The 18,117-nt window shown below is 52.5% G+C and carries 12 protein-coding genes; 7 read left to right on the top strand and 5 right to left on the bottom strand.

Going from position 1 to position 18,117, the window contains the following annotated elements; translation table 11 throughout:
* Window positions 1-105: 105 nt before the first annotated feature.
* From PP769_RS12070 to PP769_RS12055, 4 genes are all read left to right on the top strand, one after another.
* The gene (locus PP769_RS12070; RefSeq protein WP_312640404.1) at window positions 106-981 is read left to right on the top strand and encodes a transporter substrate-binding domain-containing protein; all 876 of its coding nucleotides are present in this window, start codon (window positions 106-108) and stop codon (window positions 979-981) included.
* Window positions 978-1,385 carry a hypothetical protein gene (locus PP769_RS12065; protein WP_312640402.1) on the top strand — a complete coding sequence of 136 codons (408 nt, stop codon included), beginning with the start codon at window positions 978-980 and terminating at the stop codon, window positions 1,383-1,385. Before PP769_RS12070 ends, PP769_RS12065 begins: the two co-directional genes overlap by 4 nt.
* 73 nt (window positions 1,386-1,458) lie before the next feature.
* The gene (locus PP769_RS12060) at window positions 1,459-2,901 is read left to right on the top strand and encodes an amidohydrolase family protein (RefSeq protein WP_312640400.1); all 1,443 of its coding nucleotides are present in this window, start codon (window positions 1,459-1,461) and stop codon (window positions 2,899-2,901) included.
* 476 nt (window positions 2,902-3,377) lie between these two features.
* Window positions 3,378-3,824, top strand: a complete 447-nt coding sequence (locus PP769_RS12055; RefSeq protein ID WP_312640399.1) for a hypothetical protein — start codon at window positions 3,378-3,380, stop codon at window positions 3,822-3,824.
* Window positions 3,825-3,889: 65 nt separating this feature from the next.
* Here PP769_RS12055 and PP769_RS12050 read toward each other — a convergent pair whose 3' ends face one another.
* The 4 genes from PP769_RS12050 to PP769_RS12035 all read right to left on the bottom strand — a co-directional run bounded on the left by PP769_RS12050 (window position 3,890) and on the right by PP769_RS12035 (window position 9,387).
* The gene (locus PP769_RS12050; protein ID WP_312640397.1) at window positions 3,890-4,327 is read right to left on the bottom strand and encodes a DUF5069 domain-containing protein; all 438 of its coding nucleotides are present in this window, start codon (window positions 4,325-4,327) and stop codon (window positions 3,890-3,892) included.
* Between the two features lie 236 nt (window positions 4,328-4,563).
* Entirely contained in the window at window positions 4,564-6,768 is a 2,205-nt protein-coding gene (locus tag PP769_RS12045) for a B12-binding domain-containing radical SAM protein (protein WP_312640393.1), read from the bottom strand.
* A gap of 192 nt (window positions 6,769-6,960) precedes the next feature.
* Window positions 6,961-7,950, bottom strand: a complete 990-nt coding sequence (locus tag PP769_RS12040; protein WP_312640391.1) for an alpha-E domain-containing protein — start codon at window positions 7,948-7,950, stop codon at window positions 6,961-6,963.
* Window positions 7,951-7,953: 3 nt separating this feature from the next.
* On the bottom strand, window positions 7,954-9,387 hold the full coding sequence (locus tag PP769_RS12035; RefSeq protein ID WP_441303062.1) for a circularly permuted type 2 ATP-grasp protein: 1,434 nt from the start codon (window positions 9,385-9,387) through the stop codon (window positions 7,954-7,956).
* 323 nt (window positions 9,388-9,710) lie between these two features.
* Between PP769_RS12035 and PP769_RS12030 the strand changes: the two genes are divergently transcribed.
* From PP769_RS12030 to PP769_RS12020, 3 genes are all read left to right on the top strand, one after another.
* A complete protein-coding gene (locus PP769_RS12030; RefSeq protein WP_312640387.1) occupies window positions 9,711-13,043 on the top strand; it encodes a transglutaminase family protein in 3,333 nt (1,110 codons plus the stop codon).
* A gap of 81 nt (window positions 13,044-13,124) precedes the next feature.
* Window positions 13,125-15,710 (top strand): circularly permuted type 2 ATP-grasp protein, encoded by a 2,586-nt coding sequence (locus PP769_RS12025; protein WP_312640385.1) that lies wholly within the window; start codon window positions 13,125-13,127, stop codon window positions 15,708-15,710.
* The gene (locus PP769_RS12020; protein ID WP_312640383.1) at window positions 15,707-16,597 is read left to right on the top strand and encodes a transglutaminase family protein; all 891 of its coding nucleotides are present in this window, start codon (window positions 15,707-15,709) and stop codon (window positions 16,595-16,597) included. Before PP769_RS12025 ends, PP769_RS12020 begins: the two co-directional genes overlap by 4 nt.
* A 286-nt stretch (window positions 16,598-16,883) precedes the next feature.
* On the opposite strand, the gene PP769_RS12015 is transcribed toward PP769_RS12020, so the two are convergent.
* Window positions 16,884-17,930 carry a PstS family phosphate ABC transporter substrate-binding protein gene (locus tag PP769_RS12015; protein WP_312640375.1) on the bottom strand — a complete coding sequence of 349 codons (1,047 nt, stop codon included), beginning with the start codon at window positions 17,928-17,930 and terminating at the stop codon, window positions 16,884-16,886.
* Between the last annotated feature and the right edge of the window lie 187 nt (window positions 17,931-18,117).

Raw genomic sequence — 18,117 nt, 5'->3', positions numbered from 1 at the left:
GGTTACCATTCAACTGCAAACTGCTATCCACCTACTTTCAGGGATAGAAGCCCTATGGTACAGTGCCTTCTTTCACAAACGCGAACCACAACCATGGCGGTCATAATGCACACACACCAACGGTCTTGTCGCACTCTACTGAATTGTTTCGCAGCCGTCCTCTGCTGGTCCCTCATCATTCTGCCAACAGCCCGGGCGGAGTCCCCCCCCAAATCCTCATCAAGCCCATCTCCTGACAGCCAACCCGGCACCCTCCAACATGTGATTGAGAACAAGAAATTACGAGTGGGTGTCTCGTTGTTCCCCCCCTGGACCCTCAAAGACAGCAATGACCAATTAACGGGCTTTGAAATCGATATCGCCCGTCAATTAGCCAAAGACCTCGGAGTCCAAGCAGAGTTTCATGTCTTTGAATGGCAGAATATTGTGCCGGCTCTCCTGGATCGGAAAATCGATATTATTACGGCCGGCATGGTCATTACCCCGCAACGTGCACTAAAAGTCAACTTCAGCGACCCCTATGATTCTGCCGGGATCGGACTGGTCACCAATATTCCGTTAACGAAAACTTTTCGTGGTCCCCAGGACCTGAATCAACCGGAGGTTATCATCACCGCCGTGACCGGAACCGTGGCGGAAGATCTTGCCCGTCGCGTATTTCCCAAAGCCACAATTAAAACCTTTGCCTCCAGTCAGGATGCCATACAGGCCCTCACAAGCGGAAAGGTCCATGGCTACGTCGAACACGAGCCCATTACGACCTTTGTGGCGCTGGAACATCCCAAAACCGTGGATGAACCATTATCGAAACCGTTGCTCGAGACCAAGATGGGGTTTGCGGTCAACAAAGGAGACCCCGACTTCACTCACTTTCTCAACGCGTGGATTATCAGCCATAACGCCGATACCTGGTTGGACTCCGCTCACAAATACTGGTTCGAGGGAGTCGAGTGGAGAAAGGATGTGGGCACGAACCCATGACGAGCGCAGAACGGCTTTTTATTGAGGGACAACCCTCTTTCTCATTAGGGTTGATGGGCATGCTTCTCCTCCTTCCGGCACTGCTCGCAGCGGCTGCCCTTGAACAATCCGGCACCCAGCTGTCGCTCCCGGATGAAGACTCGTATCGATCTCCTCTCTCGGAAAACCTCCTCGAATCCAACCGATGGAGGATTCCACAAGAAGAGAAACGGGACTGGCGATTACCCCCTCCCCCTCCTCCCGTTGGCTGGCGAACGCCACAATCCGCGGAATCGAAAACATCCCCCTCCCGACGAACCATTGAGCTGTTCCCTCGATACCAGCCGGGGAAATCATCCGACTATGATATGATCGAACGAGAAGAAAAGCCGTTGATTAAGATGTTTGAATTCGGGTCAAAATAAGTTCTGCACCGCTGCCACCATTCACCTGTACAGTGTTTGCCTTCGGCGCCATGGAACAGGCAGAATGGATCCTATGAGGCATCGAAAACCCCTCAACATTCAACAAGGATACACCTCGGCCTCACCCCTTCCCACGCAGGTCGTCTCCAGCGAAGAATTTCTTCCGCCCCCACAGTCCATCAAACAAAGCCAGGTCGAGTGGCTGATCCACCAAAGCAGCAAACGGCTGAGCAGCCGCCTCGGCATGAACCGTCGGGATTTCCTGAAAACCACCGGGGGAATGGCACTGGCTTTTTTGGCCATGAATCAGGTGTTTGGAAAATTTTTCGATGTGCTTGACGTTGAAGCGGCGGAACCCCAAGCGGTTCAGGCACGCAAAGGGACCATCCCGTTCATCTTCGATGTGCAAACGCATTACGTCAGTTCCTCCTTCAATCAGCCGGGCTGGAAAGAGGGACTCCTGGGCCTGCGACGGCGGGCAAAAGAGATGGGCTTGAATCCCAAGCTCTCCGGCGATCGTGGAACGATGGAAGACCTGAGCCTGGAAAACTACATCAAAGAAGTCTTTCTGGACAGCGACACTTCTATCGGACTCATCAGCACCCCGCCTGGACCCTATCCATGGGAAGCCGTTGTCCCGCCCAAAGAAATGACCCATATCCGTGATGAAATTAATCGTCTCACCGCTTCCCAACGCATGCTCGCCCATGGGCTGGTCATGCCCCAGTTAGGCAAGGTCGACCTTGATTATATGGACCAGCAAGCGGAGACGTTCAAGGTCGATGCCTGGAAGTGTTATACCGGCTCGCCGCCGAAAGGCTTCGAGCATGGCTGGTGGCTGAGCGATGAAAAGATCGCCTACCCCATGCTGGAAAAAGCGCAGGCCCTCAACATCAGCAACATTTGCGCGCACAAAGGTCTGCCGCTCGGCCCGGTGCCCGATTACAACCATCCACGCGACATCCTGCAGGCCGCGAAAGATTTTCCCAAACTGAATTTCCTGATCTACCATTCCGGATTTCTAGGCACATCTCGTATCAATCTTGACGTAGCCAAAAAAGGTGAGGTTCCCTGGACCAGCGAATTTTGTCGTTTAAAACAGAAGCAACCGAAGCTCAATAATGTGTATATGGAACTGGGCTCCACCTTCGGGCAACTCGTTATCACCGAACCCATCGTCTGCGCCCACCTGCTCGGACAGATTCTTATGGCGTTCGGAGAAGATCATCTTCTCTGGGGAACGGATTCAATTTGGTATGGCACGCCCCAATGGCAGATCGAAGCCTTCCGGCGGTTTCAAATTCCAGAAGAACTCCAGGAAAAGTTCCACTACCCGGCCCTGACCAAGGATCTCAAAGCCAAAGTCTTTGGTCTGAATGCCGCCAAACTATTTAACATAAATGTCGAAGCCACACGGAAGGAAGTACCGAAGGATTATCTCAGCCACATCAAAATGGCCTATCTGGATGAAGGCCCCTTCCCCAGCCACCACGCCTACGGATGGGTGGCTACCTAATTCATATTCTTTAGTGTACTAATTCCTAATATCCAGCAACACAAATTAACTTTTAGTTATAAACTCTCCCCTTCTTGAATTAAAAACAAATTTTCAAATCTCCGCTGCTCATCGCCGGCAATATGTTGATTCCACAAAAATCCAGGAATCTCAATTTCAAATTTGGCCTTTAAATCAGTGAGAATTACCCTGCCTAACTGGTAACAAAACTCATGAAGGCCAGCTCAATTTACTGAGTCCCAAGCTATTTTTACCCTTTCTCCACCTCTTCATCCTTCAGACCGATGGTGACCACCACTTCATTCTATCCCCCCAGCAATCATGAGTGCTAGATTTAGGATGCCCTGGTTCTTGCGACCATCTCACATGGCAACTAAAAGCCAACGATAAAATTCCGGTATTTGTGAATCGTCTCTGCTTATGATTAAATTAAATAGTCGGAGATGTCATTCTTCCTCTCACCAGTGAGGTTACCCATGACGACACGACGCTTCTCACCATTTGCTGGTCTTCTTCCCTTGAGCTTTGCCGCATGCCTGGGATTGGGATTGACGGCTGTCACCGCTCAGGCACAGCTCGAAACTGAACCTCACCCCCTGGACACCTTTATAAAAGGGATCACCAATTTTTCTCAGCCCACGGGTATCCGGGGCACCGTCCGATATATCGAACAGGACCGGCAGACACTCTGGTTAAATTGGGAACAACGATCAGATGAAAGACCGTTGTTTGAATCAGGATGGAAGCTCGTCCCCGGGGATGCTACCTTGGCGGTCCAACCCCGGGATTCCGAGCAATGGGAAAAACTGTCAAATCTTTCGAAAGGGCTGCCTCTGGAACTGATCGTTCAGGACGACGGAAAAGGTCACCGCCATATTCTCTCCTTCGAAGATATTTCCGGTCCGCCAAAAATCCCGCTATAGATCTTTTGAGTTCCACACCTATCAGGCCCCTAATGCCCGCATAAAAATCTGTAGGGGTTGTTCGGCTACATCCGGCCTTCGTCGTGTTCGATGAGACTGAACCACGTGGTGATATGGGAAAGGGACTCTACCGGCACATCACGTTTTTTCGCCAGCCCGGCTTTATACTCGTCGAAGGCTTTCTGCGCCATTGGAGCTTTCGGGCCGAATGTCATCACCATGTCATTCCATTCCGCTTTTTCCGCATCGCTCAGGCTTTTCCCGTTAGATTTCACCCAGTCGGCAATCTCTGCGTCCGTCCCGCCTTGCAGCACGCGCTTTTCAAAATCCTCTCCTTTGATTTCCAATTTATCTAACAAATATTTATCGAAGCCAACGGTGAGATAATTGTAATCTTGAATCTGCCCGGCATTCCGCATCCGGACTTTGTCAATAAACCGTCCGAGATGGCAAAGCCCGCCGACTTGTTCTTTTGGACTGCGTGGATACTGTGCTGTGGTCATCGCTCCTACTCCTTTTGGTAAATGAATCTATAAAGACTTTATAGCTTAGATCATAATTTATAACCCGCGGGAGGCCTGAAAGAAAATGCCTGCCCAGGATGAACCCCGGTCCTACTCTTCTGGACATGAAAGCCATCTTGAGATGAATCCCGTCTAACAAGAGCTGGCAAACGCTAACATACACGCTGAATTCCCGATGAAAAGATATGGGAATGACCAAAGAGACTTCTTCCAGCTTATACCAATAGGAGGCCGACGGTTCTGGCTTTGTGGGCAGAAGCGGACTGCCACCACTTATCAAACCCCTTTGGTCCGCCAAACGGAAAGCCCGCCCGAACTTCTTTATAAATAGGATACCGATGTCCCCCGGCTTGGTGCACGGGCACGGCACGCTCGATCAGATTCAGAAACCATTCCCCTTGGCCTCGCTTCAGCCTCACTTCTTCATCTGTTGTTCGATTCGGCAAAATAATTTTGTATTGTTCGCCATTTCCTCGATCAACATCCGGCTGCCCGCCGATCCAGACGAATTTCCGCTCTAACCTGGAATGATCCTCCCGCTCTTCGCTCTCCAGGACCTGCTTGACCCAGGTGCGTTTAACCTTTGGTTTCGGGACCCGCTCCGGAAACCATTCACGGACATCCCGGGTCAATTCCAACCCTTCCTTGTAATGCCAAAGCGCCGCTCTCAGACCCTCCCCGATCCATTCCGGTATTGATGCCAGGTCATCCCCATGAACCAGATCATTTTCCGCGAACCCTCCGAATGCCGGTCCGATGAGGTGAATGCCATAGGCTTGAGGATGTAAGCCGATCGGACTATGGGCGGTGGTGGTAAACCGATGCCAGAAGGCTGATTGAATGAGGTCATGCGCAAATAATTGGCGAACCCGTTCGAGGCTTTCAATAGTTTCCCCTATCGTCTCACTGGGAATTCCATACATGAGATAGGCATGCACCAGAATCTCCGCGTCCCGGCAGGCCTGAACCACCCGAACCGTCTGATCAACGGTGATACCTTTTTTAACCAAGGCCAGCAGACGATCACACGCCGCTTCCAAACCGGCGCTCAAGGCAATGCAGCCGGAGGCGGCGAGCAGACGGCAGAGGTCCGGGGTAAACGCCGGTTCAAACCGGACGTTTCCCCACCAGGAAATGGTGACCTCCCGTTCGAGCAGAGATAGCGCCAGATTCTTTAATCCCGCCGGCGGAGCGGCCTCATCCACAAAGTGAAACCCGCATCGTCCCGTTTCGGCGATCAGGGCTTCGATCCGATCCACCAACATTTCGCCCGGTGAAACTTCATACCGGCCGATGTAATCCAGCCCCACATCGCAGAACGTACATTGCTTCCAGTAACACCCATGCGCCACCGTTAATTTATTCCAATGTCCATCAGACCAGAGCCGATGCATGGGATTCAGCGTATCCAACACGGAAATATACTGATTGAGAGGCAATCCATCGTACGTCGGGGTTCCCACTTCGACCTGTGAAACGTCCGGCTCATCGGCTCCGTTCTGCCAGACCACATTCTGACCTGAACGAAGAAAGGTCCGGCACAGATCGGGCTCTCTCCGTTTTCCTTCCAGGTATTCCAACAGACAGAGAAAGGGCCGCTCCCCATCATCAAGGGTCACGAAATCAACGACTTCAAATAATCGAGGGTCCCGCATCCGTCGCAACTCCGTATTGGGATATCCTCCCCCAAGCACGACTTTGATTTCCGGCCTTTTAACCCGCAATTGTTGACCCATACGAAGGGCGCCATACAGATTGCCTGGAAACGGCACCGAAAACCCGACGACACCGGGCTGATGCCGGTCCACATGCCGCCAGAGCGCGTCCACCATCCACTCGTCAGTGAGACTTAGGGGTTGGGCCAAGGCTTCCTCTAGACGGTCATAGGAATTCGCCTGCATGGCAATGGATTCGGCATAGCGGCTCAACGCAAAGTGGGGGGTAATGGTGGCCTGAACCAGGTCGGCAAGATCTTCAAGATACAAGGTTGCCAGATGCTTGGCCTGGTCGGCTTGATGGTATGCACGATGTTTCCCATCTTGATTTTCTGAACTTCCTAAGGAAAAGCGTGGACCTTGGGGAAGGAAGGTGCCCTGACAAATGCGCGAAGCCAAGGTGGGATTTCGACCCTGCAAAAAGCTAATCACCGGATTAATCGTCTCGACATACGCCCGCTCCAGACTCAGCATTTGCCGCGCCTCACCAGGCAGTTCGTCAATGGAAGCCTTCCGGAGTTCGGCAAAAACCCGGCTCAGGCCACCACGCGAGAAGAGGGCCAACACCATTTCAATGCCCACATCAGCCTGATGCGTGCGATACCCTTGTGACCGCAAAAACCCCGTCAAATAGGCCGTGGACGGATATGGCGTATTGAGTTGAGTCAGAGGAGGAATCACCAACAGGACAGATAAATCAGACATGGTATGGTGAGATTCTGGGGGAACAACACGAATACCAATGATTCGCTATTCACCTATGTATGAGAGTGGCAAGGCTTTGTAAAGGAAACGGAGAAAGCTTACCCCAGTTCGACCTGGACTACAACAGAGAACAGAAGAGGCTATCGGGAACTCAAGGGAGATTCGAGGTCCCCTCCCCAAGGGAAACCGCTTTTACACGGTTTGAGATTGAGTTTGGGATTGAGAAGCGGTGGAATAGCCACTCGTGCGGAAAAATGCCAGGGCGATCAGGTTCGAAAGCTGGTCAAAATGCTCAAGCACCTGGGTTAGAAAATGCGATAAGCCTGTGGAATAGACCTCTTGCAGACTGCCGAATTCCAGATCCGCCGCCAAGGCCCCACTTAATCTGATCGCCTGACGAGTTTCAGCCCTTCGACTGCTTCCCGCCAGCCGTTCCACGACTTTACTGATTTGCGCCGTCGTATACCGGACCGATCGAGGGAATTTACCATGAAAAAGGAGAAATTCAACGATTCGTTTCGGCACCAATTGTGTGGAATAAAATTTCCGATAGGCCTCGAAGGCACTGGCCGATTTCAACGCGGCTAAACACTGATGATATTCGGAAATTCTCCTGGGTTCCGTCGTGGGATCACTGAGGACAGGAATATCAATGAGTCGAGCGGTCCGTCCACCCCGTTCGATATTCAGTCCCAACCGGTAAAAGTTCCATCCTTCATCGTGGACCATCGTGCTCCCGACAACCCCGTCCAACGTGTAGCAGGTATTCCGCACATACCTGAGCAAATCGTGGGTATCCGACCATAGATCAAGTTCGGTCTTTCCCTTGAGGCTGAGATAAAAATCATTCATAAAATGCCAGACTTCGCTGGACAACTGATCCTGAATCCCGCGGGCGCTGTTTCTGGCGGCCGCAATAAGATTTGTCAGCGAATTCGGATTGTCCCGGCAAAGCGTGACAAATTCCATAACCGGCCTGGTCTGAACTTCCCCAAAAATTTTGGTATAGGCTTCCAGTTCACCGGTGTCTTCCAAATATCGAGTCCAAATATTGGCCTGGTCTTCCTGGGTCGCAATCTCCGTCAGCAAATGAAAATGCACATCCACGAACCTGGCCGTGTATTCGGCCCGCTCCACCGAGCGCCCGATCCAGAAAAACGATTCTGCCGTCCGGCTTAACATGGCTCATTCATCTCCATAGAGCACCCAGGTATCCTTGCTTCCCCCGCCCTGCGAAGAATTCACGACCAGGGAGCCTTCCTTTAAAGCGACACGGGTCAGGCCTCCCAACGACAAGGAAATCTCTTCCCCCCAGAGCACGAAGGGCCGAAGATCGACATGCCTCCCGACCAATCGCATATTCTCTTCTCCATCCACGACACACGGATGATGCGAGAGTGTCACCACCGGCTGGGCAATGTAGCTTCGCGGATCCGTTTCTATTTTCTTCCGAAATTCCTCCTGTTCGGCCTTGGTCGAGCTGGGTCCCATCAACATTCCATATCCGCCGGATTCCGCCACGGCTTTCACAACCAATGATTCCAGGTGTTCCAATACATACTTCCGATCTTCCGGGTTTCCGCACAAATACGTGGGGACATTTTGCAGAATGGGTTTCTCGCTTAAATAGTAGTCGATCATTTTCGGCACAAAGGTATAGACCGCTTTATCATCGGCGATCCCGTTCCCGATGCCATTGGCCAGGCCCACATTCCCTGCTCGATAGGCCCGGACCAGACCGGGAACGCCTAACACGGAATCCTTGCGAAACACTTCAGGATCGAGGAAGGTATCATCCACCCGGCGATAAATCACATCCACCTGTTGGAGACCTTGGGTCGTCTTCATATAGACCTTATCATCCGATTCCACCACCAGATCGCGGCCTTCCACCATTTGAATCCCCATTTGTAAGGATAAAAAGCAATGTTCAAAGTAGGCGGAGTTAAACACACCCGGAGTCAGGAGGACGACGGTCGGATTTTCTTTACTGAGGGGAGCCAGCCACTTGAGATTCTCCAGGAGTTGCGTCGGATATTGATCGACAGGCCGGACTTGCATGTCGGCAAACAGGTTGGGAAACAGTTGCTTCATGACCAGTCGGTTTTCCAGAACGTACGACACGCCTGATGGTGTCCGGAGATTATCCTCCAGGACATAGTATTGGCCTTCATGGTTCCGGACCAAATCAACTCCCGAGACATGGATGAAGACCTCTTTGGGAGGACAAAAGCCCACTAAATCTTTCTGGAAATGCTCGGAACTTTCTATGAGCTCACGAGGCACCACGTGATCGTTAAGGATCCGTTGCTCGCCATACAAGTCCACTAAAAACATATTCAGGGCCATGACGCGCTGGCGGATCCCCTCTTCAAGAACCCGCCATTCGAGATCCGGGATGATTCGTGGCATCAAATCAAATGGAAAAATCTTCTCCGTTTGCTGAAGATCGCCATAGACGGTAAAGGTAATCCCCTGCCGCAAAAACGCCTGATCGGCCTGACGCCGCTTCAATTCCAGATCCTTCGAAGAGAAATTCCGTAGTCGTTCGACGAGACGCCGGTAATGACGGCGTGGAACGCCGGTCGACTCGAACATTTCATCGAATCCCGGCTTCATTTGATAGCGGTCAAATAACGATTTCACAACCCTATCCTTTAATCAGTGGCCTCTGGGCCATAAGACGATCTCACCGAAAATGACGGTGTAGAGTGTAGCATAGGCGACCGACACAATAGCAATTTCAACAAGAGAACACGGACCATACAAAGCTTGTCCTGACGCGATGATTGGATCTTTTTGGAAATGGTTCAGGTGAAAGAGAATGGTGCAAAGAATACAGGAGAGTGCTAAGATCCGTTGATCCGTCATGTGAAGATGGTCATTTCATTTTTCCGCTTTTCTTTCACCAAGACAGGCATTTCATGGGCTATTGATTGTTCATGGCACTTCACGTCGCACTCAATCACCAAACGCATTATCACTACGATCGCCGGGTTCAGATGGGGCCTCACGTCATCCGGTTGCGGCCCGCTCCCCATAGCCGGACGCCCATTCTGAGTTACGCACTTAAGATTGAGCCCAACGGTTATTTCCTGAACTGGCAACAGGATCCCCACGGCAACTATCTGGCACGAATTATTTATCCTGAAAAGGTTCAGGAATTTCATGTGGAAGTCGACCTTGTAGCCGACATGATCGTCTATAACCCCTTTGATTTTTTTCTGGAGCCGGACGCCGAGACACTTCCCTTCAACTATGATCCCCTGGTCAAAGAGGACCTGCTGCCGTATTTGGCCATGGAATCACCAGGCCCGCGACTGCAAGAATGGCTGCGACAGTTCACCGCGCCACACGATGATCCTACCGTTCCCTTTTTAATGGGTCTCAATCAGCAACTGAAGTCTCAAATCGACTATGTCGTCCGCATGGAACCCGGCGTGCAAACCCCTGATGAAACACTGGAACTGGGACGTGGATCGTGCCGGGACACCGGTTGGCTCCTCGTGCAGATCCTTCGCCACCTGGGTATTGCCAGTCGATTCGTCTCCGGCTATTTGATTCAACTTGTCGCCGACGTGAAATCGTTGGATGGTCCGTCTGGTACCGATCGGGACTTTACAGACCTTCACGCCTGGGTGGAGGCCTATCTGCCGGGGGCCGGGTGGGTGGGATTGGACGCCACGTCCGGCCTGCTGGCTGGAGAGGGGCATATCCCCCTGGCCTGCACACCTCATCCTCTGACCGCTGCGCCGATTAGTGGAGCGATGGAGATTTGTGAGACGACATTCTCTCATGAAATGTCGGTCACCCGTATTGTTGAAACGCCACGGGTTACCAAGCCATACACAGAGGAACAATGGCAGGCGATTGATCAATTTGGACAACGACTGGATCAGGAATTGGCAGCCAACGATGTCCGGCTCACAATCGGAGGAGAACCCACCTTTATCTCCATCGATCATCCCGATGCTCCTGAATGGAATACCGAAGCTGTCGGTGATACGAAGCGACCATTGGCGGCGAATCTCATCAAACGCTTACGGGAGCGTTTCGCCCCGGGAGGTCTTCTGCACTTTGGCCAAGGAAAATGGTATCCCGGCGAACCGTTGCCACGGTGGGCCTTTAGCCTCTATTGGCGGCAGGATGGAAAACCGATCTGGCAGGAGGACCAGTTCTTTGCCGAGGAAAATCACGTCTCAAACATTTCCGCTGATGATGCCAACCACTTTATTCAGGGAATCGCCAAACGGGTAGAAGTAGGCACCAAAACCATTCAACCCGTCTATGAAGATCCCTGGCATTTCATCGGTCAGGAACGAAAGCTGCCGGAAAATCTCGAACCGGCCACCAATAATCTCGACGACCCCATGGCTCGTGCCCGGCTCGCGAAAGTGTATGAACGCGGTCTAGGCAAACCGGCAGGGTATGTCCTGCCATTGCAACGGTGGAATGCCAAGGACGGACCTCGTCGCTGGGTCACCGCCGCATGGACCACACGCAGTCAGCACTTGTTTTTGGTCCCCGGTGACTCGCCAATCGGCTTTCGATTGCCCCTCCCGTCATTACCGGTTATTGATCCCAAAGACTACCCCTATATCATCCCGACTGACCCATTTGACATCCGTGGACCCTTGCCGGATCCGATCCGGGAATCCTCCCTTCAGGAACGCCGGCTTCAAAAGCTACGGGGAGAAGGGGAGCACCATGATCCGGCTCAAATGATCATGGGACAGCAGAGCGGGATCGGCGCAGGAGGTGTGGTTCGCGCATCTCTCACGGTGGAACCTCGTAATGGGCAACTCTGCGTGTTCATGCCGCCTCTGGAATCGGCTGAAGATTATCTTGATCTGGTTGCCGTCATTAAAGACACCGCTGCGGAATTAAACCAGCCAATTCACTTGGAAGGCTACACGCCCCCCTATGACCCCCGCATCAACGTTTTGAAAATTACTCCTGATCCTGGAGTGCTCGAGGTGAATATCCACCCCGCGAAAAATTGGGCGGACATGGTCGCGATTACCACGGCCATCTATGAAGAAGCGAGGCTCTGCCGATTAGGCACGGAAAAGTTCATGTTGGATGGACGACACACGGGAACCGGGGGAGGCAATCATGTGGTCATGGGAGGCAACACTCCTGCTGACAGTCCTTTTCTGCGTCGGCCCGATCTCCTGCGCAGCATGATCGCTTACTGGCAACGGCATCCTTCCCTCTCCTATGTCTTTTCCGGTCTCTTCATCGGCCCGACCAGTCAGGCTCCCCGCATTGATGAAGCCCGTCATGATTCCTTGTACGAACTGGAACTGGGATTTGCCCAAGTCCCCGCTCCCGACGTCGGGGCGCCACCACCGCCATGGTTGGTCGATCGGATCTTTCGAAATTTGCTCATTGATGTCACGGGGAATACGCATCGCACGGAGATTTGTATCGACAAACTCTATTCCCCGGATGGCCCGACCGGTCGACTTGGACTGGTGGAATTCCGTGCCTTCGAAATGCCGCCCCACGAACGCATGAGCCTGGCTCAACAGGTTCTGCTCCTGGCCCTCGTTGCGCGTTTCTGGAAAACTCCGGACCAGGGCAACCTCGTACGATGGGGAACCCAACTTCATGATCGTTTTATGCTGCCTCACTTTCTCGCTCAGGATCTCCATGAAGTTATCCAGGAAATGAATCGCGCCGGGTACGAACTGCAAGACGACTGGTTCGCACCTCACCTGGAGTTCCGTTTTCCTCACTTCGGTTCCATCAACTATGGCAGTCTGGTGATGGAAGTTCGACAGGCTCTGGAACCCTGGCATGTCATGGGAGAGCAAGGGGCACCTGGCGGCACCGTACGGTATGTGGATTCCTCGGTCGAACGCCTACAGATCAAGCTGTCCGGCTTAACTGAAAACCGGTATATTATTGCCTGCAATGGCAAACGGGTGCCCATGATACCAACGGGACGACAAGGAGAGGCGGTCGGCGGCGTGCGATATCGAGCCTGGCAGCCTCCCAACTGTTTACATCCGAAGATCGGAATTGACGCCCCGCTGACTTTTGACATTTATGATCAATGGGCCGGGCGGGCGGTTGCCGGATGTACCTACCATGTGGCCCACCCGGGCGGACGTAATTTTGAACATTTCCCGGTCAACGCCTATGAAGCCGAAAGCCGCCGGTTGGCCAGGTTTCATTCCTTTGGTCATACTGCGGGACCCTATACCGAACCACGAGATACCTCCCGCCCGGAATTTCCTTGCACGCTGGACCTCCGATGGCCTGGATAATCACCTGCAGTGGACAGGGTATCCAGGAAACGGTAAGGTAAATTTGACCATCCCTCAACGAGAAATATCCTGATACACTCCATGGCGTCCTTTCATTCTTCCGAACCTGCGGACTCCCATTTCCAACCCACCACGATGTACCCGCCTCAACAGGATACCTTTGATGAACTCGTGGCTTCTGACGGTTCTGTTCGTCCGCATTGGCAAAATCTGTTGAAACAATTCGAGAGCCTGGATGCTACCCAACGCCGCCTGGCTCACGAAACCGCCGCACGAATGTTGAAAGATGACGGCATGACCTATCTTGCCAGTCAAAGTGAACGACAACGGGACAGACCCTGGCAGCTTGACTTATTCCCACTGTTAATCAGCCAGGAGGAGTGGCAACATCTTGAAGCAGGCTTGATTCAACGGGCCCGTCTCCTCAACCATATTTTGAGTGATTTGTATGGCCCGCAACAATTGCTGAAAAACGGAACTTTACCCCCTGCTGTGGTGTTCGGGAATCCCCAGTTTTTGCAGCCCTGCCATGGCGTCCCGGTGGCAGGAGGGACCTATTTACATTTTCTGGCATTCGATGTGGCGAGAGCGCCAGATGGGAAATGGTGGGTCTTGCGTGATCGCACCGAAGCACCAACCGGTGCCGGATTCGCTCTCGAAAATCGCATTATTGTCTCACGGTCTTTACCCAACCTGTTTGCCCGAACTCAGGTCCAACGACTCTCTTCTTTTTTCCAGACCTTCAGCGAGAGTTTTCTCCAGTTTTCCCAACGTGAAGATCCCCTGGCGGTCGTGCTCTCGCCGGGCCCGGAAAATATGGCCTATTTTGAGCATGCCTATCTGGCTCGGTATCTGGGCTATCCGATCGTGGAAGGGTCGGACATGACCGTACGCGATGAACGGTTGTTCCTGAAAACGGTCGATGGTCTTAAGCCCGTTGACCTGGTCTTACGCCGGATTTATTCGGACCTCTGCGACCCTCTCGAATTGATGACCGAATCCACAACGGGAATCCCAGGGTTACTCCAAGCCATTCGAGCCGGACACGTCACTTTAGCCAATGCGCTCGGAAGCGGATTGATCGAAAGCGAAGTCCTCTTAAGCTTTCTTCCGACATTATCCAAATTCTTTTTTGGTGAAGGACTGAAAATTCCCAGTGTCGCCACCTGGTGGTGTGGACAGTCTAACGAGCGCGCCTACGTCCTCGACAATATGAGCCGATTATTAATTCGTCGTGTCTTGACACCCAAGCGGGGTCTCACGCACGACCGTCTCTCCTCCTTCGGGCCTGACTTGACGGAGGAAGACCGTGGAGCCCTGGCTCAAGCCATTGCGCGACGTGGGCATGAATACGTGGGACGGGAAATCGTTTCGCCCTCCACGACTCCCTTTTGGACATCTCAGGATGAGCTCAAACCGGTCCCAATGACTCTCCGCATCTATCTGACAGCCACGAAGGACGGCTATACCGTCATGCCGGGTGGACTCGCTCGCGTGTCGGTTCGATCGGATCCTCGTGGGCACTGGCATGAACCCGGTGATTTCAGTAAAGACACCTGGGTGAAGTCGAGCGGTCCTCTTGATGTTCCGGCAGCCGTCACGCTGCCCCATCATACGCTTCAGCTTCGGCGGGGAGGAAGGGATCTACCCAGCCGAACCGCTGATAATCTCTTCTGGCTGGGGCGTTACACCGAACGCGCTGAAGGCGCGATCCGTCTATTACGAAGCCTGGTGTCACGCATGAGCGGAGAGGCGGGAATCGGTGATGATCCTGAGACCCTGCATCGCCTGGTGTCACTCCTCGTGATGCAAAAGCATTTATCGCCCCGACGCGCTAAACGGGCCGTGGAAGGCGGAGCCAGCGCGGTGGAGGCGGAACTTCGAACGATTTTATTTGACCCGGATACGCCGGACGGCTTGGCAACCATTCTCCAGAATGTGCGACGTACCGCAGAACTGGTTCGTCACCGGTTGTCCCTCGACACCTGGAATATTCTCATGGAACTCACCAGCGTGCCAAAGGAATGGGCCCAGACAAAAGGGCAAAGCATCGACGATGCGATTCGACTGTTGAGCCGGATGATTCAACATCTGGCAGCACTCAACGGCATGGTCATGGAAAATATGACCCGCAGCTATGCCTGGCGTTTTCTGGAAATGGGACGACGCCTGGAACGCGTGAGACACTTATCCAAACTCATGCATCATTTGGCATCACGGGGAACACCGGAGACGACCGGCGCCCTCAATCTGCTTCTGGAATTGGCCGACGCCTCCATTACCTACCGAACCCGATACAAGGCTGAAGCCAAACTTGCTGCAGTCTTGGATTTGCTTTTGGCCGACGATACCAATCCCCGCTCAATTATTTTTCAGTTATTGACGATTGAGGCACACATCAACGCGTTGCCCCGGGAGGAAGCCTCTGCTTCCCTTAACCCGGCACAGCGGATTACCACACGCGGGTGCACGGATATTCGATTGGCGGACATGATGGAACTTGCTCAATGCACGACGAAAACCGGCGTGCGAATCAACCTTGAACGACTACTTAAACAACTGGACCAACATGTGCATCAACTCTCCGATGTGGTGGCTCATACCTTTTTCAGTCATTCGTTGGCCCAACGGATTTCAGGGCCTCAATGGCTTGAGGGCATCCCATGATCTATCAGGTTACACACCGGACCGCCTTCGCCTACACCCAGCCGGTTGCCATTTCTCATCATGTTTTACGTCTTACTCCCAGATCCCATCCCCGACAACATTGCCTCCGATCGACCGTGACCTTGGAACCCACGCCAACGGTCCGTTCGGAAGGCGAAGATTATTTTGGCAATCCCATTACTCACCTGACCATTCAAACCCCCCATCCTCAATTGATCGTCGAAGCCAAAACCGTCGTGGAGGTCCTCAAACCGGAGCCGATTCCGCTGGATCAAAGTCCGCCGTGGGAACAGGTCATCCAACAACTCCAAAATCCGGTGGATTCACCGAATCTGGAAGCCCAACAATTTATGTATGATTCCCCATACATCACCATTGACGATGCCACGTATGATTTTGTTCGTGAATGTTTTCCGTCCGGGCGTCCGCTTCTGGCCGGTGTGATGGAATTAACCAGTCGAATTTTTGAGGAATTCACGTACGAAGGAGGTGTGACCGATGTGTCCACCCCGGTTCATGATGTCCTCACCTCACGAAAGGGCGTTTGCCAGGACTTTGCTCATTTGGAAATTGCCGCACTCCGCAGCCTGGGTTTGCCCGCACGCTATATTAGTGGATACCTTCTGACGCATCCACCTGAAGGTCAGGAAAAACTGGTGGGCGCCGATGCCTCACATGCGTGGGTAGCTGCATGGAGTCCCGGTCTTGGCTGGGTCGACTTTGATCCCACCAACAATATCATTCCCGGCGATGAACACATCACCTTGGCCTGGGGAAGAGACTATGGGGATGTCAGTCCGATCAATGGCTTCATGGTTGGGGGCGGACAACATACGCTCGCCGTATCCGTGGACGTCAGCCCCACTCCACATCCTTCACTGGTGTAATCCCGATTCTGCACCAATTAGAATTTTTTATTTGTGAATCCCTGCCTCATTTGCTGTCAGGGTTCGCTCTCCCATTTCCTGTCGACAAAAAAGGATGTCACCGGCACGTACCCGTATTGAGGAAAGACCTTCTCATTCTATTCAACGAGATCGTCATGAATGGTATACGGCCTGCCTCCCGGCTCCTTGTCAGGAATTGACTCCCGGCTTCCAGGTGTGAGGCCGCAAGAGTCTGAGAGGAAATCCAGCATTCTTGCTGCCGGCAACTTCCCCGAATACGGTCGGACTATTTAAGATTCTTCGGTCCCTTCGTATTAGCGACCGAAGCCATCGGTCTGGACCAGGCAGCGGACAACGCTACGAGGTCTTTAGTAGGAAGCGGAAAAAATCCCGATTTAGCAACCACCTGTTGGCCTTCCAGGCTCAACGCGAATTGAATGATTTCGGAGAGGAAAGGAGCATGTTCCATATTTGGAGGCTCATTTACATAGAGGTATAACCGTCGATGAAGCGGATAGGATCCATCCGTTGCGGATTGGAATGTCGGTTCGACGAATGAATCGCCTTCACCGGCAGCCACATGTAAAGGTTTAACGGAATTGGTGCGATAGCCGATTCCACTATAGCCGACGGCATAAGGATCATTCGTGACGGCATGAACAACCGAGGCGGCACCAGGTTGAACAAGACTCATCTCTTTGTCTTTTCCATTCAACATGACGAATTCCCTGAAAAACTGTCCGGTCCCTGATTTCGTATCCCGAATGTGAGAAACAATGGAAGATGTTTCCCATACCCCGGAAAGGCCCAACTGTCCCCACGTGTCGATGGACTCCGGAGCCCCACGGCGCCTGTCCGAGGAGAACAACGCATCCAATTGTTGTAATGTAATGTGATCAAGCGGGTTATCCTTATGAACAAAGATAGCAAACGCATCGACCGCAACCGGAATCGCCGTGGGTGCGTACCCGAGTTGTTTGGTGAATTTCTCGATTTCTTGATTCGTCATCGGACGCGACATGGCCGCGATCTTCGTCTTCCCGCTCATTAACGATTCAACCCCCGCGTTGGATCCGTCCGTCTTCAGAATGATTTCCAAATCGGGATGAATTTTCTCCAGCTTATCTTTCCATGTTTCCAAAATTGTTTTCATGGTATTGGACCCGTCGATTTCGACCTTTCCCGACACACGGCTTTGTGGAGAATATCGGGGAACCTGTTCGTCCACTTTGGGAAACAAGTCGTCTGCTCCCATGGCAGGAGGACTCAGCACTATAAACATCAACCCAAACAACATCACACCCTTAAGGAATTGACTTTCATTCAACTTCATATTCGCTCCTTGTTGTATAATTGACCGGTCCAATGGCCATGGGGCCACCCAAATTTCATTACCATCAGGAAGAGCGCCATCCGTCTCGTCCTTCCCATATCATCCCTTTAGGTCAAAATTTACCGCTCGCGTATGTCAGCCAAATGTCACGCATGTTACAAATAAGTTAAATTTTTTCTAGAACCCA

The sequence above is a fragment of the Candidatus Nitrospira allomarina genome (assembly GCF_032050975.1).
Lineage (GTDB): Bacteria > Nitrospirota > Nitrospiria > Nitrospirales > UBA8639 > Nitrospira_E > Nitrospira_E allomarina.
The sequence above is the reverse complement of the archived record's forward strand: the minus strand, read 5'-3'. Positions and strand labels throughout refer to the sequence as shown.